Origin of the sequence: Corynebacterium sp. HMSC034A01 (assembly GCF_001838175.1) — a bacterium.
In the GTDB taxonomy this organism is placed as follows: Bacteria; Actinomycetota; Actinomycetes; order Mycobacteriales; family Mycobacteriaceae; genus Corynebacterium.
The window spans coordinates 1-16,433 of the sequence record NZ_KV835958.1 but is presented as its reverse complement, the minus strand read 5'-3'; the positions used below and the strand labels follow the sequence as shown (position 1 = coordinate 16,433).

Annotated in this window: 10 protein-coding genes and 3 tRNA genes; 3 read left to right on the top strand and 10 right to left on the bottom strand. The window is 66.0% G+C overall.

Annotation, left to right across the window (positions count from 1 at the left end):
• The first annotated feature begins 146 nt into the window (after window positions 1-146).
• A complete protein-coding gene (locus HMPREF2791_RS05445; protein ID WP_083327912.1) occupies window positions 147-2,738 on the top strand; it encodes a YhgE/Pip domain-containing protein in 2,592 nt (863 codons plus the stop codon).
• Window positions 2,735-4,924, top strand: a complete 2,190-nt coding sequence (locus HMPREF2791_RS05440; protein WP_070844668.1) for a YhgE/Pip domain-containing protein — start codon at window positions 2,735-2,737, stop codon at window positions 4,922-4,924. The genes HMPREF2791_RS05445 and HMPREF2791_RS05440 overlap by 4 nt, the downstream gene beginning before the upstream one ends.
• Before the next feature lie 87 nt (window positions 4,925-5,011).
• Here HMPREF2791_RS05440 and HMPREF2791_RS05435 read toward each other — a convergent pair whose 3' ends face one another.
• Window positions 5,012-6,706: an alkaline phosphatase D family protein gene (locus HMPREF2791_RS05435; RefSeq protein ID WP_070844667.1), complete on the bottom strand. Its 1,695-nt coding sequence runs from the start codon at window positions 6,704-6,706 to the stop codon at window positions 5,012-5,014.
• Between the two features lie 136 nt (window positions 6,707-6,842).
• Here HMPREF2791_RS05435 and HMPREF2791_RS05430 point away from each other — a divergent pair, with 136 nt between their 5' ends.
• The gene (locus tag HMPREF2791_RS05430; RefSeq protein ID WP_070844666.1) at window positions 6,843-8,681 is read left to right on the top strand and encodes a purple acid phosphatase family protein; all 1,839 of its coding nucleotides are present in this window, start codon (window positions 6,843-6,845) and stop codon (window positions 8,679-8,681) included.
• A gap of 73 nt (window positions 8,682-8,754) precedes the next feature.
• Here HMPREF2791_RS05430 and HMPREF2791_RS05425 read toward each other — a convergent pair whose 3' ends face one another.
• The 9 genes from HMPREF2791_RS05425 to gltX all read right to left on the bottom strand — a co-directional run bounded on the left by HMPREF2791_RS05425 (window position 8,755) and on the right by gltX (window position 16,297).
• Window positions 8,755-10,197 (bottom strand): FAD/NAD(P)-binding protein, encoded by a 1,443-nt coding sequence (locus HMPREF2791_RS05425; protein WP_070844665.1) that lies wholly within the window; start codon window positions 10,195-10,197, stop codon window positions 8,755-8,757.
• A 10-nt stretch (window positions 10,198-10,207) separates the two neighbouring features.
• Window positions 10,208-10,783, bottom strand: coding sequence for an HD domain-containing protein (locus tag HMPREF2791_RS05420; RefSeq protein ID WP_070844664.1), 576 nt, complete (start codon window positions 10,781-10,783; stop codon window positions 10,208-10,210).
• Between the two features lie 80 nt (window positions 10,784-10,863).
• On the bottom strand, window positions 10,864-11,685 hold the full coding sequence (locus HMPREF2791_RS05415; RefSeq protein ID WP_246815257.1) for a PhzF family phenazine biosynthesis protein: 822 nt from the start codon (window positions 11,683-11,685) through the stop codon (window positions 10,864-10,866).
• A 63-nt stretch (window positions 11,686-11,748) separates the two neighbouring features.
• Window positions 11,749-11,821 (bottom strand) — tRNA-Glu (locus tag HMPREF2791_RS05410).
• 64 nt (window positions 11,822-11,885) lie between these two features.
• A complete protein-coding gene (locus tag HMPREF2791_RS05405) occupies window positions 11,886-13,019 on the bottom strand; it encodes an alpha/beta hydrolase (RefSeq protein ID WP_246825447.1) in 1,134 nt (377 codons plus the stop codon).
• Between the two features lie 162 nt (window positions 13,020-13,181).
• A complete protein-coding gene (locus tag HMPREF2791_RS05400; protein ID WP_083327911.1) occupies window positions 13,182-14,414 on the bottom strand; it encodes an alpha/beta hydrolase in 1,233 nt (410 codons plus the stop codon).
• Between the two features lie 63 nt (window positions 14,415-14,477).
• Window positions 14,478-14,550, bottom strand: a tRNA-Glu gene (locus HMPREF2791_RS05395).
• Between the two features lie 30 nt (window positions 14,551-14,580).
• A tRNA-Gln gene (locus HMPREF2791_RS05390) sits at window positions 14,581-14,652 on the bottom strand.
• Between the two features lie 157 nt (window positions 14,653-14,809).
• The gene (gene gltX / locus HMPREF2791_RS05385) at window positions 14,810-16,297 is read right to left on the bottom strand and encodes a glutamate--tRNA ligase (RefSeq protein ID WP_083327910.1); all 1,488 of its coding nucleotides are present in this window, start codon (window positions 16,295-16,297) and stop codon (window positions 14,810-14,812) included.
• Window positions 16,298-16,433 lie beyond the last annotated feature (136 nt).

The window sequence follows — 16,433 nt, the reverse complement described above, 5'->3', positions numbered from 1 at the left end:
GGAAGGTAAACGAGGGGCGTGCCGCCCATGGCGGCGGGCAGGCCCAAGGATAATGGAAAGCATGAACGCCAGCTTATGCGTTTCGGGCCGGCGGGGCCGCCGCGGGGCGTTTCCCTTAACGCTCCATTGGAGGGTACGCTCGCCACGTGAGAAAGAGCGGGCAGATTCTTGTACGGGACATTCAACGCCTGCTGCGCGTTCCCCGGGCCTTCATCATCATCGTCGGCGTGCTCATCATCCCCGCGCTCTACGCGTGGTTCAACATCAACGCCTTCTGGGACCCCTACTCCCACACCCAGAACATCCGCATCGCGGTGGTCAACAACGACCGTGGCGCCTCCGCCGAACGCGTCGGCGAGGTCGACGTCGGCGAGCAGATCACCGAGCAGCTCAAGGGCAACGACGAGATCGGGTGGGTGTTCCTCCCCGAGGACGAGGCCCGCGACGGGCTCATGCGCGGCGACTACTACGCCATGTTCCTCATCCCTCCCGAGTTCAGCGAGGACCTGCTGAGCCTGGTCAGCGGCACCTACACGCAGCCGGTGCTGGAGTACTACGTCAACGAGAAGAGCAACGGCGTCGCCCCCTCGATCACCGACGCTGGCGCCTCCGCCGTCCACACGGCGGTGTCCGAGGCCTTCAAGAAGAAGGTCGGCGAGGCCGCGGCGACCGAGCTGCGCAACAAGGGGTTCGCGGCGCGCGATGACGCCGAGGAGGCCCGAGGCAAGGCCTCCGGGAGCTTCGGCCAGATCGCCGCCGACCTCGACGCCGCCCAGGGGCGGGTGGCCACGATGAAGCAGAGCATCAGCGGGGCACGCCCGGTCGTCGCCGAGCTGAACACCCTCGTCGGCTCCGTCGACGACACCCTCGTGTCCGTGGACTCCTCCCTCGGCGAGGCCGAGGGGATCATCGCCGAGCTGCAGAAGTCCTCCGCCGGTTTCAGCGCCGACACGTCGACCGCGCTCGCCGAGTCCACCAACGCGCTCAGCCTCGGCGCCGCCTCCGCCAGCGCCTCCATCGCGGAGGCGACGGGCCAGCTCGGCACCGCCCAGGGGCGGGTGCGCTCCGCCGTCGGAGAGGTCGACGGCGTGGTCAAGCAGGGCGAATCCGCCGCCGCGCAGCTGCACGCCATGTCGGCCGGGGCGGCCCTATCGCCCGAGGTCCGCGCTCAGCTCGACGCCGCGGCCAGCGCGCTGGAGGAGCGTACCGCCGCCTCCCGCGCCGTCCTCGACGGCCTGAACAACGTGGACCGCAGCGCCGGCGCCGCGCTGGCGTCGATAGGCGAGCTCGGCGACTCCCTCGAGGCCGCAACCGCCAACTCCAACGCCGCAGCGCGCGACGCGAGCACGCAGCTCGGCGAGTCCGTGCCCGCGATCAACGCCTCGCTCGCGCAGGCCTCCGGCAGCGTCGCCTCCGTACGCGGCGCGCTGAGCAGCCAGCGTGCCCTGCGCGAGGAAACGACCTCCCTGCTCGCCGGGGTGGACAACCAGCTCGCGGCCAGCCTCGGCATCCTCGACGAGGTCTCGGGCAACCTCGGCACGCTTGCCGACGGCGCCCGCTCCGCCCAGTCCGACATCAACGCCCTCCTGGCCACCTCCGACTCGAAGGCCCTCAACACTGTCACGAACCTCAACTCCGCGAAGATCGGCGAGTACATCTCCTCGCCCGTCACCGTCGAGCAGCAGGACGTCTTCCCCACGGAGAACTACGGCAGCTCCATGGCCTCCTTCTTCACCAACCTGGCCCTGTGGATCGGCGCGTTCGTGCTAACGATCATCTTCCGCGTCGAGGTCGACACCGAGGGCTTCCGCCGCCTCACCGTCGGCCAGGCCTACCTCGGCCGCTTCCTCCTCTTCGCCACGCTCTCGGTGCTCCAGGCCGTCGTGGTGACGCTCGGCAACGTGGCCTACGGGGTGCAGATGCAGTCCGTCACGGCCTTTCTCGCCACCGCAATCGCCATCGGGGTCGCCTACACGGGGATCATCTACTCCATCGTCTCCGCGCTCGGCCACATTGGCCGCGGCATCGCCGTCTTCCTCGTCGTCATCCAGATCCCGGGCGCGTCGGGCCTCTACCCCATCGAGCTCATGCCCGACTTCTTCCGCCACATCTACCCCTTCCTCCCCTTCCGCTACGGCATCGACGCGATGCGCGAGACCATCGCCGGGTTCTACGGCCACCACTACCTCCGCTTCATGGCGGCGCTTCTCGCCATGTCCGCCGCGGCCTTCGCCCTGGGGTGGCTGTTCCGACTCACCTCCTCGCACGCCAACCTCCTGTTCAACCGCCAGCTCGCGCGCACGAACCTGATCACCAACGAGAAGGTGGAGGTCATGGGCTCGCCCTACCGCGCGTCCGACATCATGGCCGCCCTGTCGGACCGGGATGAGTTCCGCGGGGGCGTCGAGAAGCGGGCGCGGATGCTGCGGGAGAACTACCGCACCCTCATCTTCGGCGGGATCGTCGTGGGCGTTGTCGGCATCGCCATCATCACCCTGCTCACCATGCTCCTGCCCACCGACAAGACGATCATGCTGGCCATCGTCGTCGCCTGGTCGCTGCTGATCACCCTCTACCTCGGCGCAGTGGAGTACTTCACGCAGAGCCTCGTCGACGCCGAACAGGTCTCGCGCCTCGGCGAGGCCGAGCTGCGCGACGCCGTGATCCACCGCCACGACTCCGCCGGCACCAGCGTCACCATCGGGCCCGCGGACGCCGAAAGCGAGGACACCAAGTGAGAACCGTCTTCTCCATCGCCTACAACGATCTGCGCCGGCTCTACACCAACGTCATGGCGGGCATCGTCATGGTCGGCCTGATCGCCATCCCCTGCCTCTTCGCCTGGTTCAACGTGCTGGCCGCGTGGGACCCATTCGGCAACACCGAGCGCCTCGAGGTCGCGGTAGCCAACACCGACCGCGGCCACACGAGCGATCTCACCCCGCTGGCCGTCAACGTCGGCGACATGGTCCTCTCCCAGCTCTACCGCGACGACTCTATGGACTGGGTCATCACCGACGCCGACGACGCCATCGAGGGCGCGAAGTCCGGTGAGTACTACGCCGCCATCGTCTTGCCGCCCACGCTGAGCGACGACATGTTCACCTTCTACGCCGGAAACGCCGAACCCAGCCGCATCGACCTTTACGTCAACGAGAAGAAGAACCCCATCTCCCCGCTGCTCATCTCCAGCGGCACGCAGGGCGTCAGCACCCAGATCAGCGCGTCGTTTACTAGAGTCCTCGCCGAGGTGTCCTTCGGGTTGATCGAGACGACCTCGGACTTCTTCAACGAGGCGCAGACCAAGCAGGCACTCGACTCCATCGAGACGCGCACCGCCAGCGTCCGCGACCAGCTGCTCTCCAGCGCCAGCACCGTGGACGCGCTCGCCTCGCTCACCGAGTCGAGCGTGCCGCTCGTCGACAGCGCCGAGCGGATCTCCGGGGCGCTGGGCGACTCCCTCGGGCAGGTCCGCCCCGTCGACTTCGGGGTCACCGGGGCGAGCCTCGGCGGAGACGGCGCGGCGCTTGCGGCGGCGCTGGGGGCGACGTCGGTAAGCTTCGCCGCCGTGAGCGACCGTGTCGACCAGCTGCTGGCGGACTCCTCCGCCACCTCCCAGGCCACCGCCGCGAACCTGACGGACATCGCCGCGCGCATCGATGTCCAGGTGAAGCAGTACACGGCGCTGCGCGACACCATCAACGGGCATGTCGCCCCGGTGCTTCCCCCCGACGCCCAACCGGGGGTGCGCGCGGTGGTCGGCGACCTCAACGACGCTATCGCCCGCCAGACGGCCGTGCGCGACCGACTCAACGACGCCGCCGCGCGCCTCACCACCGGGCAGGGCGGCCGGGACGGGAAGAACGCGGACCGGCAGGAGATCGAGGACTCGATCGCCCGGGCCCGCGAGGCGATGGACTCGGCCAAGAATTCCTACGACACCGGGATCCGCCCGCGCCTCGAGGCGCTGTCGGGCTCGCTGGACAACGTCCGGGCGAACGTCGACAAGGCCCGCTCGGACATGGACGGCGTCTCCTCTGCCCTGGCCAACCGGCCCGGCTCGCTGCGCGACACCCTCGCAGCCTCCGGTGCGGACCTGCGCGACACGGCGGAATCCCTGCGCGCCAACGCGGCGAGGATGCAGGAGGCGCAGCAGTCGATCGCGCAGGCGCGCTCGAGCGGGGACCTGACGAAGCTGGCCGACCTCGTCTCCAGCCACCCGGAAGTGCTCGCCGACGCCCTCGTCGACCCAGTCAAGGTGGAGCGCAAGGAGGTCTTCCCCCGCGTCAGCTTCGGCGCCGGCATGGCCCCGCTCTACACGGTGCTCGCCCTGTGGGTGGGCGCCCTGTTGACGTCGGTGGCCGTGCGCACGGACGATCGCTCCATCGAACAGAACGTGGTCGATCCCGACCGCCTCACCGCGGGCCAGAAGTACTTTGGCCGCTACCTGACGTTCGTGACCACCGGCCTGGCCCAATCCACGCTCCTCATGGCGGGGCTCATCGTCTACGTGGGCATCGAGCCCGCGCACCCCTTCCTCCTCTTCGTGGCGGGGTGGGTCTCGAGCCTGGTCTTCCACCTGATCTGCTACACGCTGGTGCTCTCCTTGAGCAACGCCGGCAAGGCCGTGGGCGTGCTCATCCTGGTGCTCCAGGTCTCGGCGGCGGGCGGCGCCTACCCGCTGCAGCTGCTGCCGGGCTGGACGCAGGCGATCAGCCCCTGGCTGCCCGCGACCTACTCGATCCGCGCTATGCGCGCCGCGGTCTTCGGCACCTACGGCTGGGACTTCTGGCGAGACCTCGGCATCCTCGTCCTCTTCGCGCTGCCCTTCCTCTTCCTCGGCCTCTGGCTGCGCCACCGGCTGCACCACGCGATCAGCCGCATGGACGAGGCGGTCGCCCAGACCAAGGTGATGATGACGTAGGCCGCCCCCTACAGCTCGATGGTGCCGCGCACGCGCGCGGTGACCAGCCCGCCCACCCAGATGTCGCGGCCGTCGTCGATAAGCAGCTTATGCCTCGACGAACCCCTCGCCGATGCGCCACTGGCGCTGCTCGCCCAAGCTGACGGAAGCGTCCGGGTCCTCCACATCCGAGACGCGGTAGTAGAGCATGTCCACAAAGTCGCGGTGGATGCTGGCCACGCCGTAACCGTGCGCGTCGAAATCGATGTGGCTGACCCACGGGTTCGCGTCCCGGATCGCCTGCTCCACCAGCAGCGACGTGGAGTTGTCCTCCTTGTGGTACGTGCCGAAGGCGCTGGTGAGGATCTCGTCCACATTGGGTGCGGAGATCGAGGTGGTGACCATCTCGCAGCCGATCTCGCCGAAGCCGGACGGCGAAGCGATCGAGTTCGCCCACTCCGAGTGGATGTCGCCAGTGAGGAACAGCGCGTTCGACTCCTGCTCGTCCAACATGGTGAGCAGGCGGTCGCGCTCCGCGGCGTAGCCGTCCCACTGGTCCGAGTTCACCGCAATGCCCGTCGCGCGCTCCTTCATGTAGCCGGCCGCGATGTTGGCCTTCTCGTTGTCCGGGATGGTGACAAAACGCATCGGCGAGACCATCACCGAGTTGCCCAGCACATCCCAGCGCGCGGTGGACTCTTGCAGCTGCTGCGCCACCCAATCGAACTGCTGCTTGCCCAGCATTGTGCGGTCGTCGTTGGCGAAGTTCGCGCCGGTGGTCTCCGCGTCGCGGTAGGTGCGCAGGTCCATCATGGTCAGTTGCGCCAGGTCGCCGAACTTGAAGCTGCGGTAGAGCAGCTGCTCCTCGCCAGCAGACTGCGCGCGCACCGGCAGCCACTCAAAGTAGGCCTGCTTCGCGGCACTCAGACGCTCCGGCCACTCGCCCTCCACGCGGCCGTCGGTGTGGTTCTCCGCGCCCTCGAACCAGCTGTTGTTGGCGGTCTCGTGGTCGTCCCAGATGACGATCCACGGGCACGCCGCGTGCGCGGCCTGCAGGTTGAGGTCCGTGCGGTAGCGGCCGTGGCGCTGGCGGTAATCCTCCAGCGTGGTGATCTCCCACTCTGGGTGGTGCATGCGCGCGACACCGCTCTTACCGGCGTACTCGCCGGTCGGGTACTCGTAGATGTAGTCGCCGAGGAAGACCACGTGGTCGATCTCGCCTGCGCGGGTGCGCTGCGCCATGTCGCCGTATGCGGCGAAGAAGCCGGACTCCCAGTTCGCGCAGGAGGCGATGGCCAGGTTGAGGTTGTCCAGGCTCTCGTCTTCCTTCGGTGCTGTGAGGGTGCGGCCGACCGGGGAGGTCGCACCCTCGAACTCGCCACTCTTGACGATGAAGCGGTAGAAGTACTCCGTCGCCGGCTCCAGGCCGTCCGGGTCGACGTGGACGGTGTGGTCCGAATCCGCCAAGGTGGTCACGGAGCCTGTCTGCGGGTTGGTGAAGTCTTCCGAGGTGTCGATCTGCCACTCCAGCTCCACATCCTCACCGAGACCGGAGCCCGGCAGCGCCTCGCGCGACGGGGTCACTCGAGTCCATAGCACCACGCGGTCTGGCAACGGGTCGCCGGATGCGACGCCGTGGAGGAACGGCAGGTCCCACTCGCTTGCCGGGGCCGGTTCTTCCGGAGTGGACACCGTGCCGCGCCGCGCGGCGTAGGCGCCGCCGGTGCCGATGGCGGTTGCGGCGGCTGCCGCTGCGACAGTTTGCAGGAACACACGACGATTGACACGGAACTTTGAGCTCATGGAGCTAACTTTCAACCAGCAGTAAGCCCGGTGCAAGAACAGCAGACCAATGTCACCTGAAATTCATTTTCAATTCACCGAGGTGTCCGATCACTTGTAACCGCCTGTTAAAAGCGGGTGATTTAAGTGGGCAACCATGACTCTCCTGCGTACCCACCGTTCCCTGCGCCGCAGCGCTGTTGCCACCACCGTCGTTGTCTCCCTGTTCGCACCGGTGACCGTCGCCGTCGACGCCACCGCCCAGGACGACGCGGTCAACACCAAGATCAGCCGCATCGTGCTCGGCATCGGTTCCGACGCCACCGAGGCCAACCTGGCGTGGCAGTCCAAGACCAACGAGCTGCAGTACCTGGAGTACTGGCCGGCGGACAACCCGGGCGAGGTCACCAGCGTCGAATCACCGCACGGCCCTTACAACGCGGCAATCTTCTACCCTCACGAAGCGACGATGACGGGCCTGAAGCCGGACACGGAGTACGTCTACCGCGTAGGCGACGACGACCGCGGCTGGAGCGAGGAGCGCACCTTCACCACCGGCACCGATTCCGACACCTGGAACTTCCTGGCCATGGCCGACGCGCAGATCGGCGTCGACGCGAAGATCGCAGAACAGTCTGCGGCATGGAACAAGGCGGTCAACGTCGCCACCGGCGAGCACCCGGATTCCGCATTCCTCATGCACCTGGGAGACCAGGCTGAGGGCTGGGGCGCGCCGGTCAAGCAGCTCGAGGAGTTCACCGCTCCGGAGGCCCTGCAGAAGTACCGCCTGGCGGTACTGAAGGGCAACCACGAAACCTACGCGCCAGACCGCCATTTCCAGGACACCTACTTCCTGCCCAACGAAGACGGCGCCAGCGCCAACTACTTCTTCAACTACAACAACGTCCTGTTCATCGGCCTCGACGGCAACCGCTCCAGCGCTGCGGACATCGAGGCGCACGCGAAGTTTGTCAACGACGCAATCGCCTCCAACGGCGCCGACGCGGACTGGATAATGGTGGGCATCCACCAAGCCCCGTTCTCCCAGGGCACCCACTACACCGACTCCGACGTGGTGCGCCTGCGCGAGCAGCTCACGCCGAAGCTTTCCGAGGCCGGCGTGGACCTGGTGCTGAGCGGCCACGACCACATCTACACCCGCACCCACCTGATGAACGGCTTCGATCCGGTGATCCCGGAAGGCGCCGCCAAGTCCGGCGACGTGCTGATCCCGGAGGACGGCGAGGTGCTTTACCTGACCTCCACCACCGCCACCGGCGGCAAGTACTACGACTTCCAGGACGAGTCTGGCGAGACGCACCCGCACGTCCGCGAGGAGCGCGCCCGCGACCTCGCACACGATTCCACCGCCCGCTGGCGACAGGACTACAACCCGGACTACACCAGCATCGACGTCTCCCCGACCGAGCTGAAGCTGACCACCTACAACATCAACACCCCGTACGTGGTGGACCAGGTCACGCTGCAGAAGAGGGACGCGCAGAAGCCGGAAGAGACCACCAAGCCGTCGACCGAGCAGAAGCCGACCACCGAGGAGAAGCCGGCGCCTGAGGTCGTGACCACGACGCAGACCTCCGAGAAGCTGGTCACCACGACGAGTACCTCCGTCGGCACCGCCACGGTGACCGAGACGTCCGTGCAGACCGCGCCTGCAACCAAGACGGTGGAAAAGACCAAGGAAATGCCGACCACGGTGAAGGAAACCGTGACGAAGACCGAGACGGTTGAGGTGCCGACCACCATCACCAAAGGCGCTGAACCGGAGGTCACCACCAAGAACGCCGAGCCGCAGGAGCCGGCTGAGGATCAAAACACTGACAAGGACGCCGCGGGCAGTGTGTCCGGCAGCAGCACCGGCGGCATCATCCTCACCGTGTTGGCGATCCTGATCGCGGTCCTGGGCGCGATCTTCGCGGCACTGTCCTACGTCCACCCGCAGTGGATCCAGGACATCCGCAAGCAGTTCAACATCTAGCGCCAAACAATCAACCCGCCACCGCGATCACCCGGATCGCCGTGGCGGGTTCTGTGTCTTTCAGCAGCCGTTTCTAGCGCTCTGCCGCAGCGGCACTCACGCGGTCTGCCCAGCGTTCAATGCCGTGCTGCTTGGTGCGTTTCAGCGTGTCGTGGCCGAGCACCAGCCCCTCGTTCATGCGGCCAGCCGCGGCGAGGTGTTCCTGCCCCACGAGCGTGGCGTCCGGCTTCACATGCAGCGCATTCGTGTCGGCGTAGCGCAGTCCGATTCCGGCCTCCACCAAGTTGCCCACCAGCGTGCCTTCGACAATCCCGGGCGGCGCCTGCACCGCGTCGATGACGACGGTCGCGCCAACCTCCTCGGCCAAGTCGCGGAGGTCCTCTTCTCCGCGGGCGATGAGCTCGGTGCGGATCCGGCCTTCGTCGATAAGCTCGAGCATGATCTGCGCGGACTCCACCGGCGGGCCGAAGCCGACGCGCTCCAGCGTGGACACGAAGGCGTCGAAGTTCTTCCCGCCCAGGGTGTGGCGCCCGCCGTAGGAGGCGCGGTCGATCACCGCGTCGTAGGTGTCGCGGAAAGCCAGCGCCACCGCAAGGGCCGGCGTCCACGGGCGTTCCCCGCGCGCCGCCGCGACAGATGCGCGGAGCTCCGCCACCGGGTCACCGGTGAAGTCTTCGCCGCGCAACACCTTCCGGATGTCGTCTTCCCCGCCGTCGCCGTCAGCGATGCGGAGGATCTCCGTGGCACAGTCCGCGAGTATGTCTTCTAGCTCGTCGAGGCCTTCGCACTCGAGGATCTTCTGCGACGCCGCCTCAATAGACGGTTCAGCGGCCTCCTTTGCCTCGCCTTCGAGGTACGCCTTGACCTCCATGAAGCGGCCCGACCGGGTCACGGGATAGAAGACTTTCGCGTCGGCGTACTTGACCACGTCAATAAACGTCAGCGCCGCGCCGCGGACCAACGCAACATCGTCCGGGCTCACCGCGTCCAGGTTCGACGCCGGGTAGACGGGAGCAATCACCTTGAGGTCGCCGAGGTCCGCATGCGCGAGCGAGCCGGGCCAGTCATGCGCATGCCCGGTGACCATGAGCACCTCGTCGAAGTGCTCGCCGAGCACGTCTACCCCGCTGTCGGTGGGCTCGACCATCTCGATGTTTTCCACTCGGTGGGTGAAACTGCAGCGCGGCGGCAGATTCTTCTCGAGAGCGCGCCACGATTTGTCCAGGTGCTCGCCGACATGCTTTCGGCTGGGAAAATCGCCGGGAAGCTCATCGTTCGGGTCGAGCGGGCCGAGTTTCGTCTCCACGATCGACTTCGGTGCATTAAGGATGAACTCCTCCGGCACCGAATCCCGAAACGCCCCGGGCGCGGAGGACTCCTCCAGCGGCTTGGCGTCGAACACCGTCACGTCGATAGCCGCGCCACGCTCCCGCGCCCGTTCCATGAGCTCTTCTGACGCCCACAGGCCGCGCGGGCCGGCGCCAATAATCGCTACCTTCATCACCGAATTTTGCATGCGCTCCAGCTTATGCGCTGCGTGCCTCCAGCTGCTCCACCTGGCGCGCCAGCTCCTCGCCCAGCGGATTTCCCGGCAGCCGTTCCTGCACCAGGTCCGCCACGGAGCGGTACCACCACAGCTGGCGCTCCTTGCCGGAGTTGAAGCGGCCCCACAGCTCGTCGCCGAGCGTATCGAGGTCCGCATGGATGGACAGCAGGTTGTGCAGCTTGTCCGCGGCGGAGATGAGGACGCTGCCGTCGTCTGCCTCCCGCAGGTGCGCCAGATAGGCGTCCGAGCGGTCCTGCCAGCTGGAAAGCGAACTGTCCTTGGTCACCCCGCGCACCAGCTCCACCACCCGGTCGCCGAACTCCTCGGCCATGCGCTGCGGGCTGTACTCTTCGGGCACGTCCTCCAAAATGTCGTGGAACAGCGCCGCGATAAGCACGTCCTCGTCGTCGGTGACCTGGGAGACGAGGTGCATCACACCGACAACGTGGGAGACGTACGGGATGTCGGTGCCTTTGCGCACGTGGTCACGGTGCGCCCACGCTGCGGTGTTGATTGCTTTGATAAGTCGCGGGGACGCGACGGGAGCATTGGTCATGCCAGACCCCTTTCTGCCGGGAACGCTTCACACGATACGAGCGCGTCCGACATCGCCACCCCACAATTCGAACGCGCGTTCTACTCGACGTCCAGCGTCCCACGCACCCGCACCCGCGCGCGGCCACCAACCCAGATGTCCTCCCCGTCGTCGGTGATCTCCACCCGTCCGTCGCGCCCGAGCGCCGTGCCCTGCGAAACCGTGTACTCTGCCGGCACATCTCCCCTCCCGCGCAGCCACTGCGCCATCGCACCGTTCGCGCTGCCAGTCACGGGGTCCTCGAACGTCGGCGTGAAAGCGCGCAGCTCATAGGCCGGATCCGACCCACCCGTCAGCGCCGCAAACGCCACCTTCAGGTCGCTATCCGCCGGCTTCTCCAACACCCGCAGCGCGTCCAGGTCATCTAGCAGCGCCAGCTTCCAGCCGGGGCCGTTGTCGCCGAAGGCGGCGTCGACAAGCAATTGCTTCTCGACGCCAAAGGTGTCGCACACCTCATCCTTTTCCTCTGCCGAGAGCCGGTCGTCGCGCTTGAGCGGCGGAGTGGCGAACGCAAGCGAGTCGCCTTCGATGCGGACCTCGACGTTGCCCACGCCGCACTCCTGAATCACGCGGCCCTGGTTGCGCGGCGTGTTGCCGAGCTCCAGCCACGCGCGCGCCGTGCCGAGCGTGGGGTGGCCGGCGAAAGCGTACTCCTCCACCGGAGTGAAAATGCGCACCCGGTAGTCAGCTTCGAGATTCGTCGGCTCGAGCAGGAATGTCGTCTCCGAGAAGTTGGTCCACGACGCAATCTGCTGCATCTGCTCGTCGCTGAGATTATCCGCGCCGCAGATGACGGCGAGCGGGTTGCCGGTGAACGCGCCGGTGGCGAAGACGTCGATTTCAAAGAAGTCCAGGGAAGTCACCCCGCCAAGGCTACCAACGCAAAAACTCCCGACCCGGAGTCCGGATCGGGAGCTTTTGCTTTGTACCCCGTACGGGATTTGAACCCGTGTTACCGCCGTGAGAGGGCGACGTCCTAGGCCGCTAGACGAACGGGGCGCGCTCGCTTGTTTGCGACTTGTTAAAGATAAAGGACGCTACCGCAAACTTACAAATCGCCTGGTCAGAGGCCGGAAACACCAAGCGCCGGGCCCAGCGTTTCCCAGCTTGCAACCAGCTCTCGGCGAAACAGCCCGTAGTTGTGGGTGCCTTCCTCGAACTCGTACCAGTCCGGGTTCAGCCCCTTGCGCCGTGCTTCGGAGAGGAAGTGCAGGGTGCAGGTGTAGGCCAGCTGCTCATCCGGCACGAGCAGCGGCTCCGGCGAGTCCTCCACTGGCACGTCCCACTTTGACGGCAATCCGCGCGAGGCGGTCAGGAACAGTGTCTTGCCCTTGAGGTCCTCGACGTTGCGCACCGGCGAGTGCGCCGCCCAGGCGCGGTCCCACGCCCGTCCCCACATTTTCGACGGGTCGCCCTTGTACTGCTTGACGGTGCCGTACGCGAAGGCCTGCCCTACTAGTCCTGTGGTCGACGGGCAGGACGAGTACGTGCCGGCGGCGACGAAGCGGTCCTCCATCGCCGCGATGTGCAGCGCCGGCCCGCCGGACATGGATAGCCCCGCGATTGCGTCGCGGCCGGTGCCGTGGAAATGCTCGTCGATGAGCGGAGGCAGCTCCTTGGTCAAGTAGGTGGTCCACTTGTACACACCGAGCTTGGGGTCCTTATCCGCCCAGTCGGCCTGCTGCGAGCCGACGGAGCCGCGCGGGGTGACCACGTTGATCTGCTTGTCCGCGAAGAACTCGGAGGCGCCGCCGTCTTTCCACCACGGAGTTTTCTCGCCGCCGCCCGCGCCGCCGAGCAGGTAGTACGTCGGCCGCGGCGTCGTGTTTTCCGGTCCACCGGCGGGCAGGATCAGCTCGTTTTCGACCTCTCGGCCCATGGACGGCGAGTACACAGTAAGGACCCACACGTTGTCTTGCACGTGCTCGAGTTTCCGGAACTGCGCGGGCGGCGCGTCCGAATCCGGGAACGTTCGGTCAATCACGGTGCTGGAGCCGAGCGCTTCGGCGGCCACGGAGCTGCCGCCGAATAGGTAGCGGCCGAACAGGAGGTCGCCCAACGCGCCGCTCATCATCGCACCAAGCAGGATGATCGGCACCGCAATCGGCGGGGTTCCTGGCCGCAGCTGCCCAAACCCGTCCGCGAGCGAGGATCCGAGCCCGCCGGAGCCGAAGATCGTGGCGATCGCAGAACTCAACGCAGGGGCATGTGCTGCCTATCTACGAGCCCAAGGTCTTCCCCACCTTCCACCGCCTGCGCGGGCTGGGCAACGAGCAGACTGACGGTGGCGACTGCGGCGCACAAAGATACGCCGCGACGAAAATGTTGTTTCACACCCGAAACTGTAGCCGAACACGTGTCAGCTACTCGATCTCGAGGACCCGCCGACGGGCTGCGGCGCCTCGTCAGGAAGCGGCGTCTTCGTCACTGGGGTCTCCCTAGCGAACGGTTGCACGTCAAGAGCCGGCCCGATTACACCCCAGCTTTTGCGCATGGACTTCTCAAACAGGCCCCAGCTGTGCGTGCCCTCTACCTGCGGGTACCACTGCACGTCCAAGCCTGCACGCTGCGCTCTATCCACGAAGTATTCCGAGCAGGCATATGATGCCGCCTCGATCGCCACGGGCGGGCCGATGCGTTCAGCGGAGGTCTTCGTGTCGTCGATGGCACCGGGCACTCCCTGCGCCGCGGAGACAAACAGCTTTGTGCCTTCGAGCGCCTCCAGGTGCAGCACGGGCGAGTGCGCCGCCCACGCCGGGTCGGAGGACATCCCCCACATCTTGCGGGGATCCGCCCCGTTGAGCTTCAGGGCCTGGCGCACGTACGTGTCACCGAGCACGCCGGAGGTGGCCGGACATCCGGAGTACGAGGCCGCGGCGGCGAACCGCTCCGGTTCCAGGGACGCGATGTTTAGGGCGGGCCCGCCCGACATGGAAATGCCTGCGATCGCGTCGATGCCGGTGCCGTGGAAATGCTCGTCGATAAGCGGAGGCAGCTCTTTGGTGAAGTACGTGAGCCACTTGTTGCGGCCAGTCGCCTTGTCCTCGCGGTACCAGTCGGCCTGCATCGAAGAGACCGAGCCGATCGGGGTGACCACATTGACCAGCTTGTCCTGGAAGAACTCCTGGTAGTCGGAGGAGTTGCGCCAGGACCAGCCGTTGGCGGCACCGTCCGCGCCCATCAGCAGATACAGCGTCGGCCGCGGGGCGTCGTTATCTGGCCCGCCGGGCAGGATCACCTCGTTTTTGACCTCCCTATCCATGGAGGGCGAGTACACGACGACCTCATAGACGTCGTTTTCTATGTGCGTCACCGATTTCAGGGTCGCGGGCTTCGCGTCCGGATCCGGGAAGGTGTCGGCGACGTTGCTGGAGCCATTGCTTAACGACGACCCGGTGCCACTCATCCCCTCATACAGCGGCGCACCGAATACTCCCCCGCCTAGCACCGCGAGAAACAGTGCCGGAACCGCGAGCAGCGGAATCGAAGAAGACAGGCTCGACGCCGCAGCTGGAACACTGAACGCATCGATGAGACTGGACCCACTTTGACGAATTTCACCGCTGAACAGCGACGACAACTTCCACACCATGCGATCACAGTACCGGAAGCGAAAAACCTCCGACCCAGAAACTGGATTGGAGGTTTTGCTTTGTACCCCGTACGGGATTTGAACCCGTGTTACCGCCGTGAGAGGGCGACGTCCTAGGCCGCTAGACGAACGGGGCATTAGGACACAGAACTAAAAAGCTCTGCAGCTGGCCTACCAGGACTCGAACCTAGAATGACGGTACCAGAAACCGTTGTGTTGCCAATTACACCATAGGCCATCGTTTTCCAGTCTGACCTGCGCTTTCCCTCTCGGTGTTGCGCCTGTCTGCTGAACAACGTGGATTACTATAACCATGGATAGCTAAAGCAACCAAATCCGCAGGCCACCGCACAAATCGCGGCGGCCTTTATTGCGCTATAACAACAGCGTTGTAACTACTCCGCGGCCTGGTATGGGGTTACCTCGCGTGCCGCGCGCAGACGCTTCAGCGTGGATTCGCGGCCGAGCAGCTCCATAGACTCGAACAGCGGCGGCGACACTGCAGCGCCGGTAGCGCCGACGCGCAGGGCACCGAACGCGACGCGGGGCTTCAACCCGAGGTCGTCGATAAGCGCCTTGTTCAACGCCGCCTCGATGTTGGGCGTGGTCCACTCCTCCACCGCTTCCAGCGCGGCGATACCGGCGTCTAGCGGCTCGATGGCGGTGTCCTTGAGGTTCTTCTTCGCGCTCTTCTCGTCCAGCTCCAGGTCCTCGTCGGCGGTGACCAGGAACTTCAGCAGGTTGTAACCCTCGGACAGCACCTTGATGCGTGTTTGCACCAGGTCCGCGGCAATAGCGAACTTGTCCGCCGGGTAGTCCTCCGGGAAGTCGGTGTGCTCGGTCAGGTACGCGCGCAGACGGTCGCGGAAGTCCTCCGGATCGAGCAGGCGGATGTGGTCGGCGTTGATGGCCTCGAGCTTCTTCTGGTCGAAGCGGGCCGGGTTGCCCAGCACGTCGTTGACATCGAAGGCCTTGACAAATTCGTCGACGCTGAAGATGTCCTGGTCCGCGGACAGCGACCAGCCCAAAAGCGCCAGGTAGTTGATCATGCCCTCCGGGATGATGCCGTTGTCGCGGTGGTTGAACAGGTTGGACTCCGGGTCGCGCTTGGACAGCTTCTTGTTGCCCTGGCCCATCACGAACGGCAGGTGGCCGAACTCCGGGGTGAACTCTGCGACGCCGACGCGCTTGAGCGCCTCGTACAGCGCCATCTGGCGCGGGGTGGACGACAACAGGTCCTCGCCGCGCAGGACGTGGGTGATGCCCATCAGCGCGTCGTCGACAGGATTGACCAGCGTGTACAGCGGCGCGCCGTTGGAGCGAGCGACCACGAAGTCCGGCTGCGTCTCGGACTTGAACGTCACCTCGCCACGCACAAGGTCGTTCCAGGTCCAGTCCTGGTCCGGCATGCGCAGGCGCCACACCGGCTTGCGGCCTTCCGCCTCGAACGCGTCGATCTGCTCCTGCGTCAGGTCGCGGTCGAAGTTGTCGTAGCCCAGCTGCGGGTCGCGGCCAGCAGCCTTGTGGCGCTCCTGGACCTCTTCGTTGGTGGAGTACGCCGGGTAGACCTCGCCGGCCTCAATGAGCTTGTTCAGCACGTCCGTGTAAATCTCGGAACGCTGGGACTGGCGGTACGGCTCGTGCGGGCCACCGACGTTGATGCCTTCGTCCCAGGTCAGGCCCAGCCACTCCAGCGACTCGATGATCGCCTGGTAGCTCTCCTCCGAGTCACGCGCGGCATCCGTGTCCTCGATGCGGAACACAAACGTGCCGCCGGAGTGGCGCGCCTGCGCCCAGTTGAACAGTGCCGTGCGCACCATGCCCACGTGCGGGGTTCCAGTTGGTGACGGGCAAAAACGTACGCGCATTGAAGAGTCAGTCATGTGCGCAATCGTAGCGCGCAGAGCCCCTCGCCTATCGACGTCCTCCGGTCCCCCGCCGAATCTCCCATTCTGCGGCCGCAGAATAACCAAAAACAATCGGATATTCCCGCAGAACCGGCAGAACATTACGCAGCCG

Coding starts and splice junctions, on each gene's coding strand:
- HMPREF2791_RS05435 (WP_070844667.1), bottom strand. CDS start 6,706: ATGAGCTCAAAGTTCCGTGTCAATCGTCGTGTGTTCCTGCAAACTGTC.
- HMPREF2791_RS05430 (WP_070844666.1), top strand. CDS start 6,843: ATGACTCTCCTGCGTACCCACCGTTCCCTGCGCCGCAGCGCTGTTGCC.
- HMPREF2791_RS05425 (WP_070844665.1), bottom strand. CDS start 10,197: ATGCAAAATTCGGTGATGAAGGTAGCGATTATTGGCGCCGGCCCGCGC.
- HMPREF2791_RS05420 (WP_070844664.1), bottom strand. CDS start 10,783: ATGACCAATGCTCCCGTCGCGTCCCCGCGACTTATCAAAGCAATCAAC.
- HMPREF2791_RS05400 (WP_083327911.1), bottom strand. CDS start 14,414: ATGGTGTGGAAGTTGTCGTCGCTGTTCAGCGGTGAAATTCGTCAAAGT.
- gltX (WP_083327910.1), bottom strand. CDS start 16,297: ATGACTGACTCTTCAATGCGCGTACGTTTTTGCCCGTCACCAACTGGA.